19 protein-coding genes are annotated in these 25,783 nt (G+C 61.7%); 3 read left to right on the top strand and 16 right to left on the bottom strand.

Features of this window, described 5'->3' with window-relative positions; translation table 11 throughout:
* Window positions 1–28 precede the first annotated feature (28 nt).
* Complete coding sequence (locus ABRZ00_RS08000) at window positions 29–1,210, bottom strand: NAD(P)/FAD-dependent oxidoreductase (protein WP_368642395.1); 1,182 nt, start codon at window positions 1,208–1,210, stop codon at window positions 29–31.
* A 193-nt stretch (window positions 1,211–1,403) separates the two neighbouring features.
* Between ABRZ00_RS08000 and ABRZ00_RS07995 the strand changes: the two genes are divergently transcribed.
* Window positions 1,404–2,900 carry an aldehyde dehydrogenase family protein gene (locus ABRZ00_RS07995; RefSeq protein WP_368642396.1) on the top strand — a complete coding sequence of 499 codons (1,497 nt, stop codon included), beginning with the start codon at window positions 1,404–1,406 and terminating at the stop codon, window positions 2,898–2,900.
* 112 nt (window positions 2,901–3,012) lie between these two features.
* On the opposite strand, the gene mgtA is transcribed toward ABRZ00_RS07995, so the two are convergent.
* Window positions 3,013–5,778 carry a magnesium-translocating P-type ATPase gene (mgtA, locus tag ABRZ00_RS07990; RefSeq protein ID WP_368647665.1) on the bottom strand — a complete coding sequence of 922 codons (2,766 nt, stop codon included), beginning with the start codon at window positions 5,776–5,778 and terminating at the stop codon, window positions 3,013–3,015.
* Between the two features lie 502 nt (window positions 5,779–6,280).
* Between mgtA and ABRZ00_RS07985 the strand changes: the two genes are divergently transcribed.
* Window positions 6,281–6,922 carry a trimeric intracellular cation channel family protein gene (locus ABRZ00_RS07985; protein WP_343836719.1) on the top strand — a complete coding sequence of 214 codons (642 nt, stop codon included), beginning with the start codon at window positions 6,281–6,283 and terminating at the stop codon, window positions 6,920–6,922.
* 2 nt (window positions 6,923–6,924) lie between these two features.
* Window positions 6,925–7,536, top strand: a complete 612-nt coding sequence (locus ABRZ00_RS07980) for a LysE family transporter (protein WP_343836721.1) — start codon at window positions 6,925–6,927, stop codon at window positions 7,534–7,536.
* 49 nt (window positions 7,537–7,585) lie between these two features.
* On the opposite strand, the gene ABRZ00_RS07975 is transcribed toward ABRZ00_RS07980, so the two are convergent.
* The 14 genes from ABRZ00_RS07975 to pth all read right to left on the bottom strand — a co-directional run bounded on the left by ABRZ00_RS07975 (window position 7,586) and on the right by pth (window position 25,759).
* On the bottom strand, window positions 7,586–8,215 hold the full coding sequence (locus ABRZ00_RS07975) for a tRNA isopentenyl-2-thiomethyl-A-37 hydroxylase MiaE (RefSeq protein WP_343836724.1): 630 nt from the start codon (window positions 8,213–8,215) through the stop codon (window positions 7,586–7,588).
* An 8-nt stretch (window positions 8,216–8,223) separates the two neighbouring features.
* A complete protein-coding gene (locus ABRZ00_RS07970) occupies window positions 8,224–9,477 on the bottom strand; it encodes an MFS transporter (RefSeq protein ID WP_368647664.1) in 1,254 nt (417 codons plus the stop codon).
* A 430-nt stretch (window positions 9,478–9,907) separates the two neighbouring features.
* Window positions 9,908–10,900 carry an Abi family protein gene (locus tag ABRZ00_RS07965; RefSeq protein ID WP_368647663.1) on the bottom strand — a complete coding sequence of 331 codons (993 nt, stop codon included), beginning with the start codon at window positions 10,898–10,900 and terminating at the stop codon, window positions 9,908–9,910.
* Between the two features lie 804 nt (window positions 10,901–11,704).
* Window positions 11,705–14,857, bottom strand: coding sequence for a type I restriction endonuclease subunit R (locus ABRZ00_RS07960; protein ID WP_368647662.1), 3,153 nt, complete (start codon window positions 14,855–14,857; stop codon window positions 11,705–11,707).
* Window positions 14,858–14,901: 44 nt separating this feature from the next.
* Window positions 14,902–15,474 (bottom strand): SLATT domain-containing protein, encoded by a 573-nt coding sequence (locus ABRZ00_RS07955; protein ID WP_071536034.1) that lies wholly within the window; start codon window positions 15,472–15,474, stop codon window positions 14,902–14,904.
* The gene (locus ABRZ00_RS07950; RefSeq protein ID WP_368647661.1) at window positions 15,467–16,777 is read right to left on the bottom strand and encodes a nucleotidyltransferase; all 1,311 of its coding nucleotides are present in this window, start codon (window positions 16,775–16,777) and stop codon (window positions 15,467–15,469) included. The genes ABRZ00_RS07955 and ABRZ00_RS07950 overlap by 8 nt, the downstream gene beginning before the upstream one ends.
* A complete protein-coding gene (locus tag ABRZ00_RS07945; protein ID WP_368647660.1) occupies window positions 16,774–18,129 on the bottom strand; it encodes a restriction endonuclease subunit S in 1,356 nt (451 codons plus the stop codon). The genes ABRZ00_RS07950 and ABRZ00_RS07945 overlap by 4 nt, the downstream gene beginning before the upstream one ends.
* Window positions 18,116–19,867 (bottom strand): type I restriction-modification system subunit M, encoded by a 1,752-nt coding sequence (locus ABRZ00_RS07940; RefSeq protein ID WP_368647897.1) that lies wholly within the window; start codon window positions 19,865–19,867, stop codon window positions 18,116–18,118. The genes ABRZ00_RS07945 and ABRZ00_RS07940 overlap by 14 nt, the downstream gene beginning before the upstream one ends.
* Before the next feature lie 320 nt (window positions 19,868–20,187).
* Entirely contained in the window at window positions 20,188–21,180 is a 993-nt protein-coding gene (locus tag ABRZ00_RS07935) for a restriction endonuclease (protein WP_010793764.1), read from the bottom strand.
* A gap of 26 nt (window positions 21,181–21,206) precedes the next feature.
* Window positions 21,207–21,527, bottom strand: coding sequence for a MarR family transcriptional regulator (locus ABRZ00_RS07930; protein WP_368647659.1), 321 nt, complete (start codon window positions 21,525–21,527; stop codon window positions 21,207–21,209).
* Window positions 21,528–21,799: 272 nt separating this feature from the next.
* Entirely contained in the window at window positions 21,800–23,011 is a 1,212-nt protein-coding gene (locus ABRZ00_RS07925) for a tyrosine-type recombinase/integrase (RefSeq protein ID WP_368647658.1), read from the bottom strand.
* Window positions 23,012–23,206: 195 nt separating this feature from the next.
* A complete protein-coding gene (ychF, locus tag ABRZ00_RS07920) occupies window positions 23,207–24,298 on the bottom strand; it encodes a redox-regulated ATPase YchF (RefSeq protein ID WP_368647657.1) in 1,092 nt (363 codons plus the stop codon).
* Between the two features lie 63 nt (window positions 24,299–24,361).
* Window positions 24,362–25,150, bottom strand: coding sequence for a type II CAAX prenyl endopeptidase Rce1 family protein (locus ABRZ00_RS07915; protein WP_368647656.1), 789 nt, complete (start codon window positions 25,148–25,150; stop codon window positions 24,362–24,364).
* Window positions 25,151–25,159: 9 nt separating this feature from the next.
* Complete coding sequence (gene pth, locus ABRZ00_RS07910) at window positions 25,160–25,759, bottom strand: aminoacyl-tRNA hydrolase (protein ID WP_368647655.1); 600 nt, start codon at window positions 25,757–25,759, stop codon at window positions 25,160–25,162.
* Between the last annotated feature and the right edge of the window lie 24 nt (window positions 25,760–25,783).

The raw sequence follows: 25,783 nt of genomic DNA, 5'->3' as shown, positions 1-25,783 counted from the left end.
GATGTGATCCGTGGGGTCCGGTGCCACTCTACACCACGTTCTTTTCAATGAGGGGACGGCCTTCCAGAATCCGGCCCCAGCCCAGCCGGCTCAGATCCAGCGTCTGGAACCGGCCATGCACGATCAATTCGGCCAGGGCGCGGCCGACCGCAGGCGCCTGCTGCATGCCATGGCCGCTGAAGCCGTTGGCGAAATACAGGTTGTCCAGGTCGGGATGCAGTCCCAGGATGACATTGTGGTCGATCAGGTTCATGTCGTAATGCCCGGCCCAACTGCGGCTGCAGCGCAGCGCCTCGAAGGCAGGCACCCGTTGGGCCAGCAAAGGCCAGAGCACCTCGTCGAACAAGGCATGCTGCACCTCAAAGTCGTCGCATTCCGGATCCTGGCCGGGCGGCGGGGCGATTCCGGTGATGAAGCCCTGGCCCTCCGGCCGGAAATAAGCGCCGCTCGGATCGATCACCATGGGGCAGCCCGGCAGGCGCTCGGGGCACTGCACGTAAAAGACGCTGCGCTTGCGCGCCTGCACCGGCAGTTCGATACCCGCCTGCCGCGCCAGGGCCGGCGCGCCGATGCCGGCCGCATTGACCAGGGCGCCGCACGACAGCCGCGCGCCGTCGTCCAGCCCGACCGACGCCACCGCATGCCCGGCCCGCTCGACGGCGACGACGCGCCGGGGCAGGTAATGAGCCCCCTGGGCGATGGCCTTGCGCCTCAACCCCTGGAGCATGCCGTAGGCGTCCAGCCAGCCCTCGCCGCTGAGCCCGAGGGCGCCGCCCGCCAGATCGGCGACCCGCAGCCAGGGAAAGCGGGCGGACAGCGCCGCCGGATCCAGCAATTGGATGTCGGCGCCCAGGCGAGTCTGCAGCGCCTGGTTTTCACGCAGCACCGGCAGGCCCCGGGCCGTCGCCAGGAACAGGTAGCCGCCCTCATGAAACGCGGGATCGGGGCGCACGCCATCCACGGCCAGCCGGTCGGGGAAGGCGCGCAGGAATTCCGTGCCGAACAGGGACATCCGGATATTCTCGGCGGTGGAGAACTGATGGCGGATGGATGCCGCCGACAGGGCGGTCGCGCAATATTGGTAGGTCGGGTCGGGTTCGAGGACCGCCACGGATCCCTTGAAGCCGGGGTCTGCGGTCAGGAAATAAGCGACGGCGCTGCCGACGGCGGCCCCGCCGGCGATGAGAACATCGAAATGCGTCTGCTCCATCCAGCTCGGCTCCTGGCAAAGGCGGCATCGGAATCATGCGGCGCAGCGCGAAGCGCCCGCCGCAGGTCTATTGTGGGATCAAATTTTGCCGTTTTCCCTAGGTATTTTCCTTTAAGGAAAATTTTTTCCCGATCGAGTGGTGCGTGCTATCCTGAGACCGCCGTTTTCCCCCGAGACAGTCCGGAGCCCCACCATGAACCCTCAGGATGTGCTGCACGCGCTCGGCTTGAACGCCGGCCTTCACACCGATGGAGATCTGCCCGTCCACTCCCCCATCGACGGCGCCTGCATCGCGCGTCTGCCCACCCATGCGCCGGACGATGCGCGCGCCCTGATCGGCGCCGCCCACGAAGCCTTCCAGGCCTGGCGCCAGGTGCCCGCGCCCCGGCGCGGCGAGCTGGTGCGGCTGCTGGGCGAAGAACTGCGCGCCCACAAACAGGCGCTGGGCCGCCTGGTGTCCCTCGAAGCCGGCAAGATCGCCGCCGAGGGCGAAGGCGAGGTCCAGGAAATGATCGATATCTGCGACTTCGCCGTCGGCCTGTCGCGGCAACTGCACGGCCTGACCATCGCCTCCGAACGGCCGGGCCACCGCATGATGGAGACCTGGCATCCGCTGGGCGTGGTCGGGGTGATCTCGGCCTTCAACTTCCCGGTGGCGGTCTGGTCCTGGAACGCCGCCCTGGCCCTGGTCTGCGGCGCCCCGGTCGTCTGGAAGCCATCCGAAAAGACACCGCTGACGGCGCTGGCCTGCCAGGCGCTGTTTCGCCGCGCGCTGACCCGCTTCGGCGATGCGCCCGAAGGCCTGCTGCACGTGCTGGTGGGCGGCCGCGACCTGGGCGAGATCCTGGTCGACGATCCCCGGGTGGCGCTGGTCTCGGCCACCGGTTCCACGCGCATGGGCCGCGAGGTCGGACCGCGCGTGGCGCGGCGCTTCGGCCGCTGCCTGCTGGAACTGGGCGGCAACAACGCCCTCATCGTGGCCCCTTCGGCCGATCTGGACATGGCCGCGCGCGCCATCCTGTTCGGCGCCATCGGCACGGCAGGCCAGCGCTGCACCACCACGCGCCGCCTGATCGTCCACGAATCGGTCGCCGACGCGCTGCTGGCACGCCTGAAGACCGCCTACGCCAGCGCCCGGGTGGGCGACCCGCTGGACTCCGGCACGCTGGTCGGCCCGCTCATCGACCGGGCCGCCTACGACGCCATGCAGGCGGCGCTGGCCCAGGCCCGGGGCCAGGGCGGGACGATCACAGGCGGCGAGCGCCTGCTGGCCGACCGCTACCCGGATGCCTGGTATGTCCGCCCCGCCCTGGCCGAAATGCCCGGCCAGACGGACGTCGTGCGCCATGAAACGTTCGCCCCGATCCTGTATGTCCTGCGCTACCGCGACTTCGACGAAGCCCTGGCGCTGCACAACGGCGTGCCGCAGGGCCTGTCCTCGGCGATCTTCACCACCGACCTGCGCGAATCCGAGACTTTCCTGAGCGCCGCCGGTTCGGACTGCGGCATCGCCAACGTGAACATCGGCACCTCGGGGGCGGAGATCGGCGGCGCCTTCGGCGGCGAGAAGGAAACCGGCGGCGGCCGCGAATCCGGATCCGACGCCTGGAAGGCCTATATGCGCCGCGCCACCAACACCATCAACTATTCCCGCGAACTGCCGCTGGCGCAGGGCATCCGGTTTGGATGAGGCCGGACATAGGTCAGTCCCTGCGGACTGACCTATGCCTGCCGAATCGGAGCCGCTTGCAAGCGGCGACGCGGAGAGATGCCGCGGATCGCCCGGACCCGCGGATGCCCGCTCATTGCCAGCCCCAGCGGCGGACATAGAATCCCTTCATCCACTGCGTCAGGCCCATGTAGCCCAACAGGATCAAGGGCAGCAGCGCGAAATACAGCGGCGGCAGCGCCTGCAGCCGCAGGCCCGGCGCCAACGGCCCCATCGGCAGGAACAGGCCCGCCGCCATGATGACCCCCGTCATCGCCAGCAGCGGCCAGGCCGCCCGGCTCTGCACGAAAGGGACTTTGGCCGTGCGGATCATGTGCACGACCAGCGTCTGAGTCAGCAGGCCCACCACGAACCAGCCCGACTGGAACAAGGTCTGCCGCGCCGGCGTGTCCGCCCCGAACACGAACCACATCATGGCGAAGGTCAGAATGTCGAACACCGAGCTGACCGGGCCGAAGAACAGCATGAAGCGGCCGATCTCTCCGGGTTGCCAGCGCTGCGGGCGCCGCACCTGTTCCTCGTCCACGCGGTCGAACGGGATCGCGGCCTGCGAAACGTCGTACAGCAGATTCTGCACCAGCAGGTGGATCGGCAGCATCGGCAGGAAGGGAATGAACGCGCTGGCGACCAGCACCGAAAAGACGTTGCCGAAGTTCGAACTGGCCGTCATCTTGATGTATTTCAGCATGTTGGCGAAGGTGCGCCGGCCCTCGATCACGCCCGCCTCCAGGACCATCAGGCTCTTCTCCAGCAGAATCACGTCGGCGGCCTCGCGGGCGATGTCCACGGCCGCGTCCACCGAAATTCCGACGTCGGCCGCGCGCAGCGCGGGCGCGTCGTTGATGCCGTCGCCCAAGAAACCGACGACGTGGCCGCCGGCCTTCAGCAGCCGCACGATGCGCTCCTTGTGCGCGGGCGTCAGCCGGGCGAATACGTCGTGCGATGCCACGGCCTCGGCCAGCGCGGCGTCGTCCATGTTTTCCACATCCCCGCCCAGCAAGACGCCGCGCGGCGCCAGACCCACATCGCGGCAGACCTTGGCCGCGACCCGCTCGTTGTCGCCGGTCAGTACCTTGACCGCCACGCCATGCGCGGCCAGGGCCGCCAGGGCTTCCGGCGTGGACGCCTTCGGCGGATCCAGGAAGGCGATGGTGCCCGCCAGCACCAGCCCCCGCTCGTCGGCCACGCCGTAGGCGCCGCGCGCGGGTTCGGGCTCCCGGTACGCCACGGCGACCACCCGCAGGCCCTCGTCGTTCAATGCCGAGGCCACCGCGCGGACGCGCGCCAGCCGCCCGGGCGTCAGCGGCGCTTCTGCGCCATCATGCAGCACCCGGTCGCAGGCCTGCAGGACCTCCTCCACCGCCCCCTTGGTGATCAGCAGATGCCGGCCGTCGGCGTCGGCCACCACCACCGACATGCGGCGGCGCTCGAAGTCGAACGGAATCTCATCGACCTTGGCATAGGCCGCGGCCAGTCCGGGCGCCCCGCCCGATCCCGCCCGCGCCAGGACGGCTTCGTCCAGCAAGTTCCTCAGCCCGGTCTGGTGGCGGCTGTTCAGCCAGGCCAGTTCCAGCACCCGGTCCGAAGTCTCGCCCCAGGCGTCCGCATGCCGTTCCAGAACGATCCGGTCTTCCGTGAGCGTGCCGGTCTTGTCGGTGCACAGCACATCCATGGCGCCGAGGTTCTGGATCGCATCCAGGCGTTTGACCACGACCTTGCGGCGCGAGAGCGCGACCGCCCCCTTCGCCAGGGTGGAGGTGGCGATCATGGGCAGCATCTCGGGCGTCAGACCCACCGCGACAGACAGCGCGAACAGCAGCGCCTCGCCCCAGTCGCCCTTGGTGTAGCCGTTGATGAGCAGCACCAGCGGCGCCATCACCAGCATGAAGCGGATCAGTAGCCAGCTCACCCGGTTCACGCCCGCCTGGAACGCGGTCGGCCCCCGGTCCACGGCCTGGACGCGGCCGGCCAGGGCGCCGAAGTACGTCCGGTCTCCGGTGCCCAGCACCACGGCTGCCGCCGAGCCGGACACCACGTTCGTGCCCATGAACAGAATATCGTCCAGTTCAAGCGGATTGCGGACGGTCGCGTCCGAATGGACGGCGAATTTCTCCACCGGCAGGGATTCGCCCGTCATCGCGGCCTGCGCCACGAACAGATCCTTGGCCGACAGCACCCGGCAATCGGCCGGGACCATGTCTCCCGCCGCCAGCCGCACCACATCGCCCGGCACCAGCATCCGGACCGGCACCTCGACGCCGCGCGGCGGCGCCACCGCCAGCGACACGCCGAAATACGCTTCGGCCTGAGGAGCGGCGTCGGCCGCGGACGCGCGCCGCACGACGGTCGCGGTGTTGCCCACCAGCGCCTTCAGCGCATCGGCCGCACGGCTGGACCGGGCTTCCTGCCAGAAGCGCAGCACGGTGGAAAGCGCCACCATCGTCCCGATCACGGTCACGGCCTCCAGGTCATCGGTCCACCAGGAGATCGCGGTCAGCAGGGTCAGCAACAGATTGAAGGGATTGCAGTAGCAATGCCACAGATGTCGCCACCAGGACATCGGTTTTTCGCGGCCTACTTCGTTGAGGCCGACCCGCGCGCGGATCGCCTCGGCCTGCCGTTCAGTCAGGCCGTCGATGTGGCTGCCGAGCCTGGCGAGCAGGGCGTCCCGGTCGTCCAGGGCCGCGGCGGCCAGGTTTCGGGACAGCGCGCCAGGCGCTTCGCGGCCGACGCCCGTGCGGACGACGGAATCGAGCATGACGCGCCGGCTGAAATGCCGGGTCATGCGGCGAACCTGCAGAAAGTTCGCGAAGAAGTTTTTCAGGATGGTGATGTGCATGCTTGTTCTCCTGGTCGCCACCATCCCGGGAAGGTCAGGAAGGTGGCTTGCGAGGTTGTGGGTCTGAGTTCATGGCGTTGGGTTTCGAGGTTCGGGATATGGGAGAAATGGGCGGGACGGACGCGCGCGCCGGTCGCCCGGATGCGGGCATCCAGGGCGATTTCCCCGCAGAACGTCCGCCGCCGCGGACGAGCCGACGGCGGCAGGACGCCCCTGCGGGGGGCGATGCGGATTCAGGGATGGAAGACCGGAGGCAGGAAAAGGCCGTCCGGGCTGCCGCCCTGCCCTGCGGGCAAGGCGGCGAGAAGACTCGCGGTTACCTTGCCTGCGGGCAGCCGATCAGGGATCGACGACTGGGTAAGTCCACAGGAGGAACTCCGGAAAATGAAAACGACGGGATTTTAATGCCGCCGCATGCGGGGAGCAAGGATGCTCGTACGGACACGTTGCGCGACGCGGCCGGGGACGATACGCTTGCCGGATCGCCTTACCGGAGCCCACCTTGTCCAGCAGCCCGATCACCAATGAACTCCTGCACGCCCTGTTCATCATCGCCATCGCCGCCGAGGCCATGACCGCTGCGCTCGCCGCCGGACGGCGTGAAATGGACTGGCTGGGCGTGTGCCTGCTGGGCAGCATCACCGCGTTGGGCGGCGGCTCGGTGCGCGATCTGTTGCTGAACCACCACCCCCTGTCCTGGGTCGCCCACCCGTCCTACCTGCTGATCACCGGCGGCGCGGCCCTGGTCACCATCGCGCTGGCGCGGTTCATCCATTCGCTGCGGCACCTCTTCCTGTTTCTCGATGCCGTCGGCCTGGTGGTCTTCACGATCATCGGCTGCGACATCGCCCTGGGGCTGAACCTGCCCTGGGGCATCGCCATCGTCTCGGGCATGATCACCGGCTGCGTGGGCGGCGTGCTGCGCGACGTGCTGTGCAACGAAGTCCCGCTGCTGTTTCGCGCCGAACTCTACGCCACGGTGTCCATCGTCGCGGGCGCCTTGTATGTCGGCGGCCTGATGCTCGACCTGCGCCACGAGGCCGTCACGGGCGGCGCGCTGGCGATCGGCCTGGCGTTACGGCTGTTGGCCCTGCGCTTCGGCTGGAGCATGCCGAAGTTCGTCTACACCAAAAACCTTCACTGACCATGTTCACACATACCCTCCTGCTCATCCTGACCATCCATGCCGTGGCGCTGGTGTCGCCCGGCCCCGACTTCGCCGTCGTCACCCGCCTGTCCATCGTGTCGGGCCGGCGCGCCGGCCTGTGGGCGGCGGCCGGCGTGGCCAGCGCCATCGGCGTCTACGCCTTGGTCAGCCTGCTGGGCCTGTCCCTGGTGCTGGCCGCCCTGCCCGGCCTGTCGCGCGCCCTGTCCATCGCCGGCGCGCTCTACCTGATGTGGCTGGGCATCCAGTGCCTGCGGTCCAAGGGCCACATGCCCGAGTCGGGCCCGGCCGCCCTGGGCGGGCGGCGCGCCTATGTGACCGGGTTCTTCACCAACCTGCTCAACCCCAAGGCCATGCTGTATTTCGGCTCCATCCTGTCCCAGGCGGTCACCCCCGACCTGGGCGGCGCGCACCTGGCCGTCGTCTGGACCCTGCTGGTGGCCGAATCCCTGCTGTGGTTCGCCCTGGTGGCCACGCTGTTCTCGGCCCCGCGCATGCTGCAATGGCTGCGCACCCGCCTGCGCTGGTTCGACCGCGCCATCGGCGTGGTGCTGCTGGGCCTGGCGGCCAAGGTCGGCAGTTCGGGGATGTAGCTTCGGCGGCGCGTGACTCCGGTCCGGGCCAGGCCCGGACGGCGCACGGTCAGGCCGCTGCGCCGCCGGCCGGACAGCCGCTGTGAAAGCGGAATTCCGCGTCCGGCGATTCGATCAGTTCCCGCTCTCTCTCGCGGATCCGGACCACCGAGCGCTCCACGTCGCGCGCTTCGCCGAAACGCTGCGCAAAACGCAGATAGCCCTGGTAGTGGCGGCTTTCCGATTGCAGCAGCCCGCCATAGAACGAAGCCAGTTCCTCGTCCAGGTGCGGCACCAGCGCGGCGAAACGCTCACAGGAGCGGGCCTCGATGAAAGCCCCGACGATCAGCGTATCGACGAGCTTCGCCGGCTCATGGGTGCGCACCGCCGCCCTCAGGCCGGAGGCATAGCGGCTGGCCGTCAAGGGCCGCAAAGCGATGCCGCGCCGCTTCAGGATGCGCAGCACCTGCTCATGGTGCACCAGTTCCTCGCGAGCCAGCTTCGACAGCGCCGCCGACAGCTCGGCATCCTGGCCATAGCGGGCAATCAGGCTCATCGCCGTCGCAGCCGCCTTCAATTCGCAATTGCGGTGATCGAGCAGCAGCACATCCTGCTGCGCCAGCGCGGCTTGCACCCAGGCCGCGGGCGTGGGGCACGGCAGGAAGGCGATCAGATCGGCGGGCAAGTCGGACGCAGGCATGTGAAGCATCAATTCCGGCCGGCACGCGGTGGTTCAGGGCGCGGCTGGCCCGACTCGAGGGGCGCAGACAAGCCCGGCATGAAGCGCCAGGCGATCAGCCACCCCAGCGCCTGCACGGCGCACAGCGTGGCCACGGTGCCGGGCCAGCCGCCCAGCGTATAAGCAATGCCGCAGGCCCAGGCGCCCGCGAAGCCGCCGCAATAATACGCCCCGTAATACAGGCCGCTGGCCAGCGAACGGCCGTGAGTGACCCGGTGGGCGATGAAGCTCATCGTGGCCGACTGCGTCACGAACACCCCGCAGGCCGTCACGGCCAGCGCGACCACGATGGCCCAGACCGGCGCCGCCAGCGACCCCAGCACGCCCAGCGCCGATACGGCCACCGCCCCCAGCACCGTGCGCCGCGAGCCGATGCGCGGAATCACTTGCCCCGCCTGCGGCGTCACCAGCACCCCCAGCAGGTAGACCGTGAAGATATTGGCCAGGTCGCCCGAACTGAAATGATAGGGCTCGGCCGCCAGGTGCAGGTTGACGAAGGTGAACAGCCCGACCAGCGCGAACAGCACCGTGAATCCCAGCGAGCACGCCACCTGCAAGGCGGGATTGCGCAGCAGCCGGCCCAGCGTCGCCAGATTGTCGGAGATCCGGGTATTGGCCACGAAATGGCGCGAAGGCGGCAAGCCGCGCCACACCAGCCAGGCTCCCGCCAGATTGATCACCGCCATCGCCCCGAAGGCGGTGCGCCAAGCCATGAACTCGGTCAGGTGCCCCATCAGGAAACGGCCCAGAAACCCGCCCAGCACCGATCCGGTGACATAGCCGGTGATCAGCCGCACCATCGTGGCGCCCCGGAATTCCTCGCCGATGTAGGCGATCGCCACCACCGACACGCCCGGCACGGCCAGCCCCTGCAGAAAACGCAGCACCAGCAGCCCGTGCACGGATTCCACCTGCGTCATCAGCGCCGTGGGTACGGCCAGCGCGAACACCGACACGGTGATCAGCCACTTGCGCCCCAACGCATCGGACAGCATGCCGATGAAGGGCGAGATCAGCGCCACTGCCAGCACCGTCATCCCCACGGCATTGCCGATCTCGACCACGGTCGCGTTCAGGTCGCGCTGCAATTCGGGCAGGATCGACTGCACCGAATACACCTGGATGAAGGCGAACACGCCCACCAGCGCCACGGTCAGCAGCAGCGGGATGGTCAGGCGGTAATGGTCGTCGGGAACGGGGGGTGCAGGGGGGACAGCGGACATGGAAGGAGCCGGAAATGTTGACGTGGGCCCAGCGGGTCCGCAGGCATTAGCTTACCCCATCAAGTCAGCCGCCAGGCGCGGGTCAGACGTTAAATGGAAAATCGATTGATAACCAATTGATAAACAACACATCTATCTCACACATTATCGATTTGTACTCGTTTATGTACTCAGATTAAGTGCCGCTACCCTTATGCAGGTAGTCATGCACTGATCGTGCGATCGTCTATGATCATCCGTATGCAAAATTGCATAGAAATTGCATAGAACCAATTCTATGCGCCGATTTTCAGCCCTTGCCACACGTTCCCGGACAACCACGGACGTTGACAGACCAGGTACCCGTAGCCTAGAATCACTCTTAACACGGCCCCTCTCGGTGACCCCGCTTCGGCGGTGAAGCTGCTGAGGGGTTTTTTCTTGCCTGTGTTTACCACGCTGCCTCCCAGCCATCAGGGACGCCCATGCCCGCCAAGTTCAGGCCAAGGTGAGACAGGTCGGGGAAGGCCCGAAGATGCGCCCTCATCCGATCTGGCCAACTCGATCGGGGGTTGACCATCCTCAGCAGATGCAGAGTGATCTTCAAGAGCAAGAAGCAGCGAGCCTGCGCGTGCGTATCGGCCTCAAACGGTGTGACCCACGCCAGCTCGGCAGACGATGGCAACCTCGGTTGGTCAACAATGTTCCGGTTCCAAAGACGGCTGTGATGCGCGCAGACATTGCGCAGGTAGTTCAAACTGCGTAGCCATGTGGCAAACACCCTGCCGTTGCTCATGCCGTATTGGCTGGCGATCGCGTCTTGCTCTGCCTCACGCATACCATTGAACAGCGTCGAAAGCGTGCCGAAGTCCCACACCTCGCAGGCCACCCAAATCGCTAACGGCAGACCATACTTGGTCCGATTATGCCGAACGAATTCTTCCTTGGAGCGGCCGATCAACTGAGCGTGCTTCCTCAGCCATTCATGGTGTCGCGGGACGCCCGAGTCCTTGTCCAGCTTGACGCTGAACTCGTCGTGAAAAAACTCGGGCTTCAGATAGGCAAAGCGGTCGAGCCGCCCCAGGGTATAGGACACATCCACACGCAGCGCCACCTCAATGCGTTCCAGCGCGTCCATCACCAACATCCGTAGCTGCTTGTCGAACACGTACAGGTCCACTGCATTCTGAAAGGTGGTTCCGGCGCGGAAGACATCGAATACGATGCGCTCTTCACGCACCTTCTTCGGCTTACGGCCATGCTCATCCAATAAACACAAGGGTTCGCTGCGTTCGCGGAACGCGAACCAGTAGCCACTGAGGCGGTAGTAGCCAATGCGCTCCAGGTAATCAAGCGCGCGATCTCGATCCGTGACAACCATGCCTCGGCCGATCAACTGATCGAGTTGATCAGCGTAGCTTTTCCAATGTTTGGGGTAACTCACTTGGCTAATCCTAAATGCACTGGTCGTACGATCGTCTATGAGCATCCGTATGCAAAATCACATAGAGCAGATTCTATCCGCGAATCAATGCTCACGCGCATTGATATATTCATAGCGGGTCCAGCAGCACTCACTGACTTGCTGCAGATCCGGATGGTGCCCTTGCCGGCGCTATCAGTATAGGGTGGCATGCCCGGATGAATCTGCATCAGCAACATACGGCCTGTGCCCTCCTGCAGCAACAACTCCTCAAACACAGGCGTGATTTTCGGATCGATCTGATCGTAGACCGCCGCCTTGAGCATATTGGTGTCAACTTCCGGTGGAACGCATGGATGGGCCCCTTTGATGGATATTTTGTGTCGGCATACCTAGTAGCCATGAATACAAATTGTCCAACACGCTGTTGGACAATTTTTGCTTGGCAGCACCATGCGCGGCACGTGGCCGCAACTCGATGCCAATCAGAGAGGATGGACGCATCTGTCATTCGATTGTCCCCAAGCCGCAGCCCCTGATTTCTACCGAAATCCAGCGCAGCGGCCACATTCTTTGTGCTCTGGCGCAGCAACACAAAGAATGTGTGAACTGCCGTGGGGACATCAGCATCCATAGCCGCGTCCATCCCTGAATGCTGTCGACATTGAGTGGGTATTGTGGATTCATTGCGCCATACCGGTGGCGCCAACGTGTCGATACAACGGTTGCTTTGTGTGCGCAGCGTGTTAAACAGAAAGGCAACAATGTGTTGACTCTGCGGCATCATGCCGTCTGCTATCTGCCTCATAGTGACACCCATGCCGGTCATTTCGACCAGGCATTGGACAACAAAGCCGCCTGCTCAAGCACCAGCTCAACCGCCTCAGGCTGTTGATCGGGTGGGTACTTCCAACGTTGCAGCGTCCGTCGCACCAGAATCCGCAGCTTGGCGCGTACGCTTTCACGCACCTGCCAATCCACAGTCGTGCTGTTGCGTAGCTTCTCAGTGATCTCAACGGCGATTTTCTTGAGAATATCGTCGCCCAGCTCCCGTACCGCACTTTCGTTATTGGCCAAGGCATCATAGAAAGCGACCTCGTCAGGGTTCAAGCCTAGCGCCGCTTCACGTTCCAGCGCCGCCTGGAAGTCCTTGGCCATCTGAATCAGTTCCTCGATAACCTGCGCCGTCTCCACTGCACGGTTGTGATACTTGCGTAGGGTTTCCAGCAGGCGGTCGCCATACTTCTTCTCCTGCACCACGTTGTTGCGCGCCCGCGCCTTGATCTCATCGCGCAGCAGCTTTTCCAGCAGTTCCACCGCCAAGTTGCGGCTCTTCATCTGCCGCACCTCTTCCAGGAATTCATCTGACAGCAGGCCGATATCTGGTTTATCCAAGCCTGCCAGTTCGAAGATATCTGCAACTCCATCAGCCACGATGGCATTGTCCAAGATCTGCTTGAGCGCGCTGTTCTTGTCCGCATTGGTGCGCTTGCGATCCACCGTGGTGAACTTGACAATGGCGGCCTTGACGGCGGCGAAGAAGGCAATTTCCGTGCGCAGCGCAGCAGCCTCATCCAGCGTGCTGCACAGGGAAAACGCCTTGCTCACGGCCAGTATGGCATCGAGGAAACGCTGCTTGCCGTCCTTCAACCCCAGGATATGATTGGCTACCGGCACCAGCAGCTTCATTGCATCGGTCTCGAACCCGCTGTAATCGAAGCCGTGCATCAGCCCGCGCACGATGTCGAGCTTTTCCAGCAGCACCGCCAGAGCCTCGACGGCGTTGTGGGCCGGGTCGCCCCGACCTTTGGATTCGGTGTAGGTCTTCAGCGCTGCTTTCAGCTCGTTAGCGATGCCGATGTAATCCACCACCAGGCCACCGGGCTTGTTGCGGAACACCCGATTGACGCGGGCGATAGCCTGCATCAAATTATGACCCTTCATGGGTTTGTCCACATACATGGTATGGCAGCAAGGCGCGTCGAAACCGGTCAGCCACATATCTCGTACGATCACCAGTTTCAGCGGGTCGGCCGGGTCCTTGAAGCGTTTTTCCAGGCGTTTCTTGACCTGCTGGCTGTACAAGTGCGGCTGCAGCAAAGGCTTGTCCGCAGCCGAGCCAGTCATGATCACCTTGATTGCACCCTTTTCCGCTTCGGCGTCGTGCCAATCCGGGCGCAAGGCAACGATGGCGTTGTACAGCTCGGCGCAGATGTCGCGGCTCATGCACACGATCATCGCCTTGCCTTCCAGCGTGGCCGTGCGCGTCTCGAAGTGCTGCACCAGATCCGCCGCCACCTGTTCCAGACGCGGCTGCGCGCCCACCAGCTTGGTCAGTGCGGCCCAATCGCTTTTGGTCTTCTCGCGGGCGGTGATGTCCTCCTCGTCCTCGATCACCTCATCCACCTGGGCGTTCAGCGCGTCGATCTCGGCCTGGTTCACGTCCAGCTTGGCCAGGCGGCTTTCATAGTAGATCGGCACCGTGGCGCCATCGTCCACCGCATCCTGGATGTCGTAGATGCTGACGTAGTCGCCGAACACCGCCCGCGTGTCCTTGTCTTCCAGGGCGATGGGGGTGCCCGTAAAGCCGATGAAGGTGGCGTTGGCCAGCGCGTCGCGCATGTGCTTGGCGTAGCCGAACACGTACTTGCCGGTCTTGGTGTCCAGCCGCCCCTTCATGCCGTATTGGCTGCGGTGCGCCTCGTCGGAAATCACCACGATATTGCTGCGGCCCGACAGCAGCGGGTGCTGCTCCTCGTCGTCCAGCAGCGCGAACTTCTGCACCGTGGTGAAGATGATGCCGCCCGCCTCGCGCGAGGCCAGCATCTCGCGCAGTTCTTCGCGGCTACCCGCCTGCACCGGCGTCTGCCTGAGAAGGTCTTCGGCGGCGCAGAAAGTACCGAAAAGCTGCCCGTCCAGATCGTTGCGGTCGGTCACCACCACCAGCGTGGGGTTCTTCATCTCCGGTTGCTGCAACAGCTTGCCCGCGTAGCAGGCCATGGTGATGCTCTTGCCCGAGCCTTGCGTATGCCACACCACGCCGGCCTTGCGGCTACCGGGCTGCACTTCCTTGCCATAGGTGGCACGCGGCTCCTGCACTTCCAGCAGGCCCTTGTTCGGATTGCTGGCGGCGATCACCGTGGCCCTCACCGCCTCGCGCACCGCATGGAACTGGTGGTAGCCGGCGATCTTCTTGATGATCTGGTCGGCGTCCTGCTCGAACAGCACGAAGTGGCGCACATAGTCGAGAAACAGCGCAGGCTCGAAGAAACCGCGCACCAGCGTTTCCAACTCGAACTCCAGCAGGGGCCGGTCATCCTCATTGGCAATCGCCCGCCAGGGCTGCATGCGCTCCTGATTCGCAGTGAGCGACCCCAACCGCGCCGTGAAGCCATCGCTGACCACTACCGCCACGTTGGTGTTGAACAGGTCGCCGATCTCTTCCTTGTAGGTCTGGATCTGGTTGAAGGCATCCCAGATATCGGTCTGCTCGTTGGCGGGGTTCTTCAGCTCGATCACCACCAGCGGCAGGCCGTTGACGAAGGTCACCAGGTCCGGGCGGCGCGGCTGCTTGGTGCCGGTCACGGTGAACTGGCTAACCAGCAGGAAGTCATTGTTGCGTGGGTTGGCGAAATCGATCAGGTTGACCAGGTCGGTGCGCTTTTCCTCGCCTTCGGAGAACTCGACGGGGATGCCGGACAGCAGCAGCCGATGCACGCGGCGGTTGCGGGCGATCAGCAGCGGCTCGCTGACCGTCAGAAGCTCGTGTGCCGCCTGCTCCAGCGCCGCGGCGGGAACATGGGGGTTGATGCGGGATAGCGCCGCCAGCAGGCGTTCTCGCAGTACGGTCTGGCGATAGTCAGTACGGGCAGGGCTGTCGCCATCCGGTGCAATGCCCGGACCATTGACGTATTGCCAGCCCAGTTCGCCAAACCAGCCGATGGCGGCGTCTTCGAGTTGTTGTTCAGTTACGCTCACAGCGCATCACCCTTCATATACTTATGCAGCAATAAGTAAATTGTTTACTTCCTCTTAAGTTCTCTTGGAAGAAAGGCATCTATTTCCTCATCAGAGAAAGTCATATCCTCAAGCTCTTTTAGGGCCTTTTGAGCTTCGATGTAAGCTTTATAATTTGTACTGGGCGCACCGGTATAAACAGCATGCAAATCTTCGGCAAGCTGGTCTCTTTGCGAGCGAATTTCATCAAGCGATGCCACTGCTAAGCGGAGATCCGTCAAAAGGGAAAGATACTTCTCACGGATAATCCATAGATCAGCCCCCGCTTGTCTATGTTTTTGGGCAATTTCACCAAGATCATAGTCCTTGGTATAGGAATTAAGGACGAGCAATACCGTGGAAAGTACAACGGCAACAAATGTTCCACACTTCTTGTACTCAGCTAGTGCACTGAAATCAAAAAGAGCAGCTATCAAACCACCCGTAACTAGAGCCGAAAGAATAATTTGGCAGAGCTTTATTTGCTTGTGTCGCTCAAATAATATGTCCGCACATTTCTCGTGTGTTTTATGGGAGTAAACCACGCGTCCGTAGCACTCACGCAATTGCCCTTCTAGAATTTTTTCATTGTCAGTCATAGTCGCTTCCATCTGCTACGATTGGAACATGAATTCTATCCTTGGCAACCACAGTCTCATTTTCGACGAGATAGCACTCAACGATATGATCTCCTCGAAAGTTACTGCTTTCCTCTTTTGTTCGCCACCCGCCATCGAGCGTAATTTGCCCACGAACGCAGTCACGCCGGCGTGCTTCGTCGCCCCTATTTAGGACTTTCCAGTAGATTAGAAATGGGCCATTAATCTGCGGCAGTTCAGATACCCAGAACTTCAGTTTCTTGTCTGATCTTAGCGGGATTTTTAGCCCCAACATATTGCGGAGAAGGAATTTTCGAAATCCGCGCTGCATCACTTCGCAATCAATTTTTAGTTGATAGCGTATATCAACCTGAAATTTATCTTCAATAAATTCCTCGGTATCTTTCCAGGTTTGTGCAGCGCTGGCTTCAGCCAATTTTTTCTGTGCAGCAGGAAATGGGCGACCATAAACCGCCTTCCATTTCTCGTTGGCGCTTTCTTTTCCTTCAGCCTCTATGGCTTTCAGGCAAAGTTCGTAGGCCTTCTTGGCCCGCCGTTGGAACTTCTTTTTGACTTTTACCCGCTGCCGACTGCCCGGCGCGACATATTCGCTTTGGTCTGGAAGTTCAGAGATATACTTGAAAAAATCTCGACTTAGCCAGTCGTAGTAAAGGTAGCTTTTTTCGTCATAGTCCGAGGTGGAATTCAGAAAGTTATAAGCTAACGTATCGATCAACAATCCACCGATACCAATACCGTGTTTGTTTTTCCAGGCACGCACCATCTTGCACAAACGACGCAGATTTGAGTTCTTGACTGCATCCAGGTTGGCAACCGCATCCATTTCCTCTCTTGGCTTGGTGACCTTCCAGCTCCCGCCATTTTTGGTATCAGGATACTTGTAGCTCTTGTCATCCTGCTCAAAAACAGGCTGCACTTCGACATGAAAGTTCGTGTAGGTCACTGTTACCACTAGGCGATCAACTCGAACTTTCGTTGATGGATAGCGTTTGAGAATCGCATCTTTTGTGTCTTGCAAAAGTTTTAACTGCCCACCAACCTTGTCATAATCATCCCATTTGGTCTTGGGTATGATGTAGAGCATGTCCAAGTCGGAGATTCCGTTAATACCAGTTCTTCTACCAAATGAGCCAACCTGAAGCGTATTGGCCGTCTTTGATTCTGTATCCCGGAATTGTTTGTTGAGTGCAGCAGTTAATGCACCGTAGCGCATGCTTATGGTTTCAGCATTGCTTATCGCCAAATTACCAATGAACTCCGAGAACATTTCTGCAACACTCATCTCCCTACCCTCTTCATTTCAGAATCCGCAACAGACAAATCACCAGAGAGAAGCTTTGGAAGAAGGGTGTCGCGAAGTTCAGATAGCTGTTTCGATTCTAGATTGATACTTTCAATGTACGAGTAGAATGTGCGCACCTTTTTTGAGAAGGCTTTCCTCAGCTCCAAGGGCGCGCAAGGAAATTTCCAGCCAGCAATTGCTTCCTTATCCCCTCTTGGCATTTTTGCCCCTTTTGACGTGCGCATCATGAACTCGAAAAAAATATCCTGATAGAGCAAGTTGTACAGAAACTCTTGGCAGCCATCTTCCTTCGCCTCGAAACAGAGCACATCATTTGATCGCCCTCCGTCAAAACGGGCTAACCATATTTTCTTAAAATATGGCCTGATGTTGGAAACTAGAACATTTCCACTCTCGAAAGTCGGCACGGTAGCGACTACTGGGAGGGACGACGCATGACTTATGCCGCCCCGGTTTTCCAGCATATTTTCTGTGGAAATATAGTTCTCAACAGTCAGAGAAGGCACTTCAACCTTACCCGTTGCAAAGCGCGCTATATTAGAGACGGATTTAATTCCCCACCCCTTCGGAATCTCCCACAATTCCGACTCTTCCATTGCATCGGAAAATAGCGCGGCGGTGGCGGCGAGTTGGTTGTGGTGCTCGCGAGGCATCTGGTCGAGTTCGGTGTCGGTTTTGCCGCTGATGGCACACATGGCGGCGCGCAGTGGGTCTTCGCCTTGCTCGATAGCTGCGATCTTGGCCTTGACCGGGTCGAAATCGACAAACCAGGATTTGAAGATGGCTTGCGCCATGGTTTCGAGGGTTTGGTTGATGCGGCGATTGAGGTCAATCTTGTCGTCAAGCCCGCCTAGTATATTTGTGATGGCACGCATGACCTCTCGGTCTTTTGGCATTCGAATAGGAAACTCTCGCAAAGCCCCTAAAGGAACATAAGCCTGAGTTGTGCCTCTTGAATGCTGACGAATTAGTGTTTGTGCTCGAGGGCTCGTTAAATAGTAATAAAGCCATCGGCCATCCAATTCGTTTTTTGTTTTAAAAAGGCCAATGTTTTTTATTGCGAACTCTGGCTCGTCCTTCACAAGGCATGGCTCACCTACTGTGCCAATCATTGAAATCAGCACATCCCATCTATCAACCTTGCTCCTCTTGTTAATTGCATCAAAATCATCATTTGAAATTAGGTAGGCATTCGATAAGTCGATTTTCCCTCCGATGATATGACGCGACGTAATCAAGTACCGTCCTTTTTCAACTGGCTTTGGCGAGTCGTGCGTACCGTCTCGCACTGAGGCGCAGAAGTTATTTGCCGTAACTTCAGTCCACATCATGGGCCTCCATTGGCAATTCATACCCCAACCCCGCCAAATTCTTCTTGATCGCCACCTCCAGATTCGCACTTTCCACAAACTGCTCCGCCAGTTGCGCCGTCAGCCGCTGCATCTTCTCGGCAAAGGGTTCGCCATCGTTTTCCTGCTCCGCCGTGCCTACATAGCGCCCTGGCGTCAGCACATGCTCATGCTTGCGAACATCTTCCAGCTTGGCGGAATGGCAGAAGCCGGGCACATCCTCGTACCCCTCGCCTTGCTGCCAGGTATGGAAGGTATCGGCGATCTTCTGGATGTCTTCCACCGTGAAGTCACGCAGTACGCGGTCTCTCATGTAGCCCATCTGGCGGGCGTCGATGAACAGGAACTCACCGCGCCGATCACGCTTCTTCTTGTCCAACGCAAAGCCGTTTTGCTTGTCGCGGGTCAGGAACCAAATGCAGGCGGGGATCTGGGTGTTGGTGAACAACTGACCGGGTAGCGCGACCATGCACTCCACATAGTCGTCTTCGACCAGCCGCTTGCGGATTTCGCCTTCGTTGTTGGTGTTGGAACTCATGGAGCCGTTGGCCAGCAGCAGAGCCATGCTGCCAGTGGGCGCCAAGTGCCAAAGCATGTGCTGCAACCAGGCGAAGTTGGCGTTGCCCTGCGGCGGTGTGCCGGCGATCCAGCGCGGGTCGTTGGCCAGCTTTTCGTTCCACCATTCCTTCATGTTGAAGGGCGGGTTGGCCATCACGAAATCGGCGCGCAGGTCGGGATGCAGGTCGTTCAGCAGGGTGTCGGCCGGGTTGGTGCCGAAGTTGAAGTCGATACCGCGAATGGCCATGTTCATCGCAGCCAATCGCCAGGTGGTGGGGTTGCTCTCCTGCCCGTAGACGCTGATCTGCCCGGAGGTCTTTTTGCCTTGGCCATTAGCCGGATTGCCACTGTGCTGTTCGATGAAATCTTCGCTCTGCACGAAGAAACCACCGGAGCCCATCGCCGGGTCGTAGACGCGCCCCTTGAACGGCTGCAGCATTTCCACGATCAGGGTGACGATGCTCTTGGGCGTGTAGTACTGGCCGCCCTTCTTGCCTTCGGCCAGGGCGAACTGGCCGAGGAAGTATTCGTAGACATGGCCGAGGATGTCCTTGGACTTCAGGTCCAGCGGCTGACCCTTGTATTCCTTGGCGCTGAAGTCGGTATCCGAGAAGTGGCTGATCAGTCCGGCTAGCTTGCTTGACTCGAGTTGCACGCGGGCGAAGTCCTTGTTGAGCACGTTCTTCAGGCGGGCGTTCTCGCGCTCGACGGCTTCCATGGCGTTGTCGATCAGCCAGCCGACCGTGCGCATTTCTTCCGGCTCGTTCTTACCCGGCTTGTTCCAAGGGAGTGCGGCCTTGGGCGGCAGTTGTGCACAATCGCGCAGGGTTTGCCAGCGCGCCTCCACCGGCACCCAGAACACGTTCTTCTCGGTATAGTAGTCGCGCACCTCCAGCTCAGCGGCGATGTTTTCTTCATATTCCGCCGTGCCTTCGCCGCCGTAGGCGTCGGGTTCCATGAAGTAGTCGTGGTCAGCGTTGGTGAACTGCTCGCGTAGTTCGCGCTGCCGTTCTTCAAAGGCATCGGACACGTACTTGAGGAAAATTAGCCCGAGCACGACGTGCTTGTACACCGCAGCATCGAGGTTTGAACGTAGCTTGTCGGCGGCGGTCCAGAGCTTTTTTTCCAGGTCGTTGAAGAATTGTTGTTCGATCGGTCTCATGTCTTTGTCCCGTGTTGCATTCTGTTGACCTTCCTTACGAGCCTCGTTGGCTTGCCGCTTAATAGCTCCTGCTGGTGCGGTGCCGGGTTTGGGCAAAGACGAAGCACCCTCGGTCAAGGCAACTGAGCCGCCGCGCCCTCGTCCAGGACGGATGCGACCGTCGTCGATCAGTTGCTGCTTGACGCGTTGGTAGATACTGTCCTGCCAGCCCAACGCTTCAAGCAGGCGTTGATTGCCCGCGCTGCCGCCAAGGGAACCCAATGTTGCGATGAATTGCTCGATCTGTTGTTCTACGGGAGTCACTTGCTGATCCTATGGCATCAGGCAGGCCAGTACAGCCGCTTCAGCGGCACAATTCGTTTGGTTTCGGCGTCGGTAGCGTCGTAGTGCTCGATCAACGCGCGCACCACGTGATCCAGCGTCCACATCGCCAGCGGGATGGAGGCGCGGTCTGCTTCGTACAGGGCGTCCTTACTGAAACCACCCGTGCTGACATACAGCCCTCGATCATCCTTGTGGCGGCCGCCGAGGAAGCTGCGGATTTCCTGACTGCCCATCTGCCCCTTGCGATGCTTGACCTCCACGACGATGCGCGGGTGTTCAAAGCCAAAGCCATCCGGCGAGGCAACGATGTCCTTGCCCCGATCCGAGCCAGGTGCCGAAACTTGGGTTTTGTAGCCCATGGCGCGTAGGATGCCGGCGACCAGTTGCTGCATGTCGTCCCAGTCGAGTTCGTTGACGCGGTCCTTGATGCGTTCCAGCGCCTGGGACTCGATGTCGGCCAATGGATCGGCGACGACTTCTTCGGTTTCATCTTCTACTGCCGGAGCCGGCTTGCCCTTCAGCGCCGCCAGCACTTCGCTTGCCGCGCTGGACGGAACCTCGAAGAGGGTCAGGGTCGAGCCCAGGCTGTTCTTTGTGCTGGTGCCCAAGCTGTCGCGTAGCAATTCCTGCGTTTGCCACTGCACCTTGCGCGCTAGTGGCATGCCTTGTTCGGCCCACTCAGGATGGTGTTCGGCTGCCCCCATGACCTTGCCGATTGAGTACAGGCGATTGGCTGGTGAATAAGTGATGACCCAGTCTCCGTTCTGAATGTCATTGACGAAGCGCCAGACCTGGGATGCGCCCGATACCACCGTGCCTTGTTTTGCCTGTGGCTCGGCAGACTGGTACAAGGCGATTAGCTGCTTACGCCCGACACCGGGTTTGGCGTGGGCAGCCAATTGATTCCAACCCACGGCAGCCACGCCGCGCTCTCGAAAAGCGTCATACAAGCTGCCACCTTCGCCGCGCACCATCCACATCCGCGCCATCGCATTCCCTCCCGTATTCATAGCCATCAATCCAACATAACTAGAAATTCAGTTGCCAGTGCGGTCGGCTGAACATCTCGAACATTGCGCTGTAGCGAAACCAGTCCATAGTCAGCCATCAACCGTAGAGTGCGCGACAAGTTCGGCACTTTGCGGCCACTGAGTTCGGCCAGTGCGGTCAAAGACTTGGGTTGTTTGTCATGGATCAGGCGCAGCAGGTGGCGGTTGTCGTCCGACAGCACCGCTGCCAGTGACGCCAAGGATGGAAACCAGATGCTGGGAACCTCACCTCCTTGCGGAGGAGGCGAACTATTCGGTTGTCGAACACCGACAATGCAGCGTTTCATGTTCACAAGCCCAAAGACACGTTAACTTACAATAATATCAGTCCCTGATAAGCACTGTTTGGCGAACCAGGAAAACTTGCCGCGCCCCACGAGGAAATGGGGTAATTCAACAAAAATTACGCCAATACTCTCAAGCGATTACCCCATTTCCAACGCTCCGCACGCGGCAAGAGCAAATGGCAAGGGAACGGCACTCAAGGGACAACGGCCCTATCCAGAAAAGGAAAAGGCCGCCCTATCCATTCGTTCTGCAACACCTAGCCAACTCTTCCCTACGCCGTGCCGCTGCCCTCCGCAGCACTCAGGTAGTCCGCCCAGTCCTGCAACAGCGTCCTTCTCTGATCCAGCAGCAGCGCCTTGTTGTACGTCGCCCGCACCTTGTTGCCTTCCACGTGGGCAAGCTGCCGCTCAATCGCATCAGGCCGGTATCCGTTCTCATTGGCCCAGGTCGAAAAGGTCGTCCGCCAGCAATGCGGCGTTGTACCCCGCCCCAGATTCATGTCGCGCATGGCGTAGGTGAGCCGATTGGGCGTGGTGAAGCCCTTGCCGCTCCGGTGCGGGAACAGATAGCGGCCACCGCCCGTGATGCACTGCAAATCCTTCAGCACGGCAATAGCCTGCGCCGACAACGGGCTGACATGGTCACGTCGCGCTTTCATCTTCGCCGCAGGCCGACGCCACAAGGCATCCTCAAAGTCGAACTCGTCCCACTCGGCATCCGCTGCTTCCCCTGGACGGCAGGCGGTCAGCGCAATCAGCCGCAGACACAAAGAGGTTTCCGGATAGCCCCGGTAGCCACGCAACTCCTGGTAGAACTTCTGGATTTGCTCTCGCGTCATCGCCGCTTTGCTCTCGCTGAACGGCACGCGTAGCAGCCCGCGCAGGCTGGGAATTGGATTTGCCTCGACCAACCCCCGCACCACCGCAAACTCAAAGATCGCCGAAAGATCACCTTTGACGTGAATGGCCGCCCACGCGCCATGTGCCTTGCATTCCTCCAGCAGCGGACGAATCTGCTTCACGCCAATGTCGCTCATCGGCATCCCGTCGAACTTGGGCGACAGGTACTTCCTGATGCGGGATTCTTTCGTGCGGTAGAAACTGAGCGCAAAGACTGGCTTGATCTCGGCCAGGTACGCCTTCGCTACCTTGGCGAACGAGCTTTCACGGGCGCGCTTGCGTTCCTCCAATGCTTCCAGGTTGCGCTGCTTGACCTGCTGCCGCTCATGGGCGGGGTGAATACCCTGCTTGACCAAGGAACGGCCCTTCTCTCGGGCCGCACGCGCCTCCGCAAGGCTTACTAGAGGAAAGCCGCCGATGGCAAAGAGGTTCTCCTTGTCTTGCAAGCGGTACTTCCACCGCCAGAGCTTGCCGCCGGTGGGCTTGACCAGCAGGAACAAGCCCCCGCCGTCTGATAGTTTCCAATCTCGATCAGTCGATTTGGCCGACCTGACCTTGAGGTCGGTGAGTAGATTCTCGGGCATCGTTGAACTCCACTGCGGGGAGATGTACCCCACGGTTGAACACGAGTACCCCCAACGCCACCCCCGAATTTTTCAGACCTCGATGAACAATAGGAACGCTCAGCAGACCGTATTGTTTACGCAACCCATTGATTTAAAACGGGTCAACCTATCCACCAAGCGCTACTGAGCGCCACCGAGATCCAGCAAAAATCGTCAGACGTTGAACAAGAAATTCATCACGTCCCCGTCCTTCACCACGTACTCTTTGCCTTCGGCCCGCATCTTGCCCGCTTCCTTGGCCCCCTGCTCGCCCTTGCAGGCGATGAAGTCGCCGAACGCGATGGTCTGGGCGCGGATGAAGCCGCGCTCGAAGTCGGTGTGGATCACGCCGGCCGCCTGGGGGGCGGTGGCGCCGACGGGAATGGTCCAGGCACGGACTTCCTTCACGCCGGCGGTGAAATAGGTCTGCAGACCCAGCAACTGGTAGCCGGCGCGGATGACGCGATCCAGGCCGGGCTCGGTCATGCCCATGTCTTCCAGGAAGACGGTCTTGTCCTCGTCGTCCAGGTCGGCGATCTCGGCCTCGATGGCGGCGCAGACGGCGACCACGGGGGCGTTTTCCGCCGCCGCGTAGTCCTGCACGGCCTTCAGGTGCGGATTGTCCTCGAAGCCGTCGTCCTTGACGTTGGCGACGTACATGGCGCGCTTGGCGGTGATGAAGCAATAGCTCTTCACCAGGGCCTGCTCGTCTTCGTCCAGGCCCAGGCCGCGCACGGATTTGCCCTGGTCCAGGACCGCCACGATGCGCTCCAGCAGGGCGACCAGGCGGATGGCTTCCTTGTCGCCGGAATTGGCCAGCTTGCGGTTCTTCTGCAGCGCTTTGTCGGCGGTGGCCAGGTCGGCCAGGGCCAGCTCGGTGTTGATGACCTCGATGTCGGACACGGGATCGACGCGGCCGGCCACGTGGACGACGTTCTCGTCTTCGAAACAGCGCACGACGTGGACGATGGCGTCGGTCTCGCGGATGTTGGCGAGGAACTGGTTGCCCAGGCCCTCGCCCTTGGACGCGCCCGCCACCAGGCCGGCGATGTCGACGAACTCGACCACGGCGGGCACGACGCGCTCCGGTTTCACGATGGCCGACAGTTGCGCCAGGCGCGGATCCGGAACCTCGACCACGCCGACGTTGGGCTCGATGGTGCAGAAGGGGTAGTTCTCAGCGGCGATGCCGGCCTTGGTCAGGGCGTTGAACAGGGTGGATTTGCCGACGTTGGGCAGGCCAACGATGCCGCATTGCAGTGCCATGGGGAACCTGAAAGGAAAAGAGGGATGGAAATCAAGGCGCTATTGTACCCGCCCGGGGTACGCTCACCCCACGGCCAGTTGCGGGGCGAAATGCAGCACCAGGCCGATCAGCAGCAGCGGCCCGCCGTTGAAGATGGCGTGCAGGGCGATGGCGGCGCCGATGCCCCGGCGCACGCGCATCCAGCCCAGCACCAGGCCGGTGACCCATTGCGGCAGCACCAGCAGCGGCAGCAGCACCAGCGCCATGGCGTTGAGGCGGAAATTGAACAGGTGCACGGCGGCGAAAGCCAGCGCGGCGGCATGAAAGAGCCAGGGGTAGGCGCGCCGCATCAGCCGCCGGCCGCGCCAGGACATGCGCCAGCCGGCCCGCCAGCGGTGATCCGCCGGATACCAGGCCGGCGCCAGGGCCAGCAGCGCGGCGGCCGCGGCCAGAAAGCCCGAAGCGATGCCGGCGCCCTGGACCAGGATGGAGGCCATCAGGGGCACGAACCACCACAGCATGGCCGGCCGGCGCAGCGCGTGGCGGAAGGTCAGCTCTTCGATGATGGGCGCCCAGATCAGGGCAGTCATCCAGGGCAGGTTGTGGATGTCCAGCCGGTGCTGGGCGCCGCCGGCGTCGGCGGCCGACAGGGCGAGCGGCGCGAACACGAAGACGTTCACCATCCACAGCAGCACGGCCCAATGCAGCAGCCGCCACCAGGGCGCGTTCAGGCGCAGGTCCGCCCGCAGGCCGGAGCCGGCGCTCCGCCCCGCCAGGCGCGGGCCGGGGCTGGGACGCGCGACAAAGCGCAGGAAATCGACGATCTCCTGGCCCATCGTGGGCAGGCCGGGCGGTCGCTGGAACGGGCGCATGGCGGCGGGCTAGGCCTGGTTGGCCTGGTGCAGGCGCTCGGTGGCGCGGTCGAAGGCGCCGTCCAGCAACTGCGGCAGGATCACGCGGCAGCGGTTGATGGCGTCTTCGATGCCGGGCATGTCGTCCTTGCGCGGAGGATGCAGGACGAAGTTGACCACCTGCTGGGCCAGGCCCAGGCTGCGGGGATGACCGATGCCGATGCGCAGGCGCCAGAAAGCGGGCGAACCCAGCGCAGACTGGATGTCGCGCAGGCCGTTGTGGCCGGCATGGCCGCCGCCCTGCTTGAGCTTGACCGCCCCCGGCAACAGGTCGAGTTCGTCGTGCAGCACCAGGATTTCTTCGGGCTGCAGCTTGTAGAAGCGGGCCAGCGCACCGACCGCCTGGCCGGATTTGTTCATGAAGGTGACCGGCTTGGCCAGGACAACGGCCTGACCCGCATGGCGCGCGCGCGCGACCCAGGAGAAGAACGGTTTCTCGAGCGTGAAATCAGCCCGCAAGTCGTCAGCGAAGTGGTCTGCCAGCCAGAATCCTGCGTTGTGGCGCGTGGCTTCGTATTCGGGACCGGGGTTGCCCAGCCCCACGATGAGGCGGATGGGCGCTGTCGTCATCGGGAGGGGTGATCCAAAAAGCAC

This window comes from Castellaniella ginsengisoli (assembly GCF_040955415.1).
GTDB classification, from domain to species: domain Bacteria; phylum Pseudomonadota; class Gammaproteobacteria; order Burkholderiales; family Burkholderiaceae_B; genus Castellaniella; species Castellaniella ginsengisoli.
Note: the sequence above shows the minus strand (reverse complement) of the source record. Positions and strands in the feature narration are given on the sequence as shown.

Coding starts and splice junctions, on each gene's coding strand:
- ABRZ00_RS08000 (WP_368642395.1), bottom strand. CDS start 1,210: ATGGAGCAGACGCATTTCGATGTTCTCATCGCCGGCGGGGCCGCCGTC.
- ychF (WP_368647657.1), bottom strand. CDS start 24,298: ATGGCACTGCAATGCGGCATCGTTGGCCTGCCCAACGTCGGCAAATCC.
- ABRZ00_RS07995 (WP_368642396.1), top strand. CDS start 1,404: ATGAACCCTCAGGATGTGCTGCACGCGCTCGGCTTGAACGCCGGCCTT.
- ABRZ00_RS07940 (WP_368647897.1), bottom strand. CDS start 19,867: ATGAGACCGATCGAACAACAATTCTTCAACGACCTGGAAAAAAAGCTC.
- ABRZ00_RS07980 (WP_343836721.1), top strand. CDS start 6,925: ATGTTCACACATACCCTCCTGCTCATCCTGACCATCCATGCCGTGGCG.
- ABRZ00_RS07945 (WP_368647660.1), bottom strand. CDS start 18,129: ATGATGTGGACTGAAGTTACGGCAAATAACTTCTGCGCCTCAGTGCGA.
- ABRZ00_RS07915 (WP_368647656.1), bottom strand. CDS start 25,150: ATGCGCCCGTTCCAGCGACCGCCCGGCCTGCCCACGATGGGCCAGGAG.
- ABRZ00_RS07925 (WP_368647658.1), bottom strand. CDS start 23,011: ATGCCCGAGAATCTACTCACCGACCTCAAGGTCAGGTCGGCCAAATCG.
- ABRZ00_RS07970 (WP_368647664.1), bottom strand. CDS start 9,477: ATGTCCGCTGTCCCCCCTGCACCCCCCGTTCCCGACGACCATTACCGC.
- pth (WP_368647655.1), bottom strand. CDS start 25,759: ATGACGACAGCGCCCATCCGCCTCATCGTGGGGCTGGGCAACCCCGGT.
- ABRZ00_RS07930 (WP_368647659.1), bottom strand. CDS start 21,527: ATGAAACGCTGCATTGTCGGTGTTCGACAACCGAATAGTTCGCCTCCT.
- ABRZ00_RS07950 (WP_368647661.1), bottom strand. CDS start 16,777: ATGAGTGTTGCAGAAATGTTCTCGGAGTTCATTGGTAATTTGGCGATA.
- ABRZ00_RS07975 (WP_343836724.1), bottom strand. CDS start 8,215: ATGCCTGCGTCCGACTTGCCCGCCGATCTGATCGCCTTCCTGCCGTGC.
- ABRZ00_RS07955 (WP_071536034.1), bottom strand. CDS start 15,474: ATGACTGACAATGAAAAAATTCTAGAAGGGCAATTGCGTGAGTGCTAC.
- mgtA (WP_368647665.1), bottom strand. CDS start 5,778: ATGCACATCACCATCCTGAAAAACTTCTTCGCGAACTTTCTGCAGGTT.
- ABRZ00_RS07935 (WP_010793764.1), bottom strand. CDS start 21,180: ATGGCGCGGATGTGGATGGTGCGCGGCGAAGGTGGCAGCTTGTATGAC.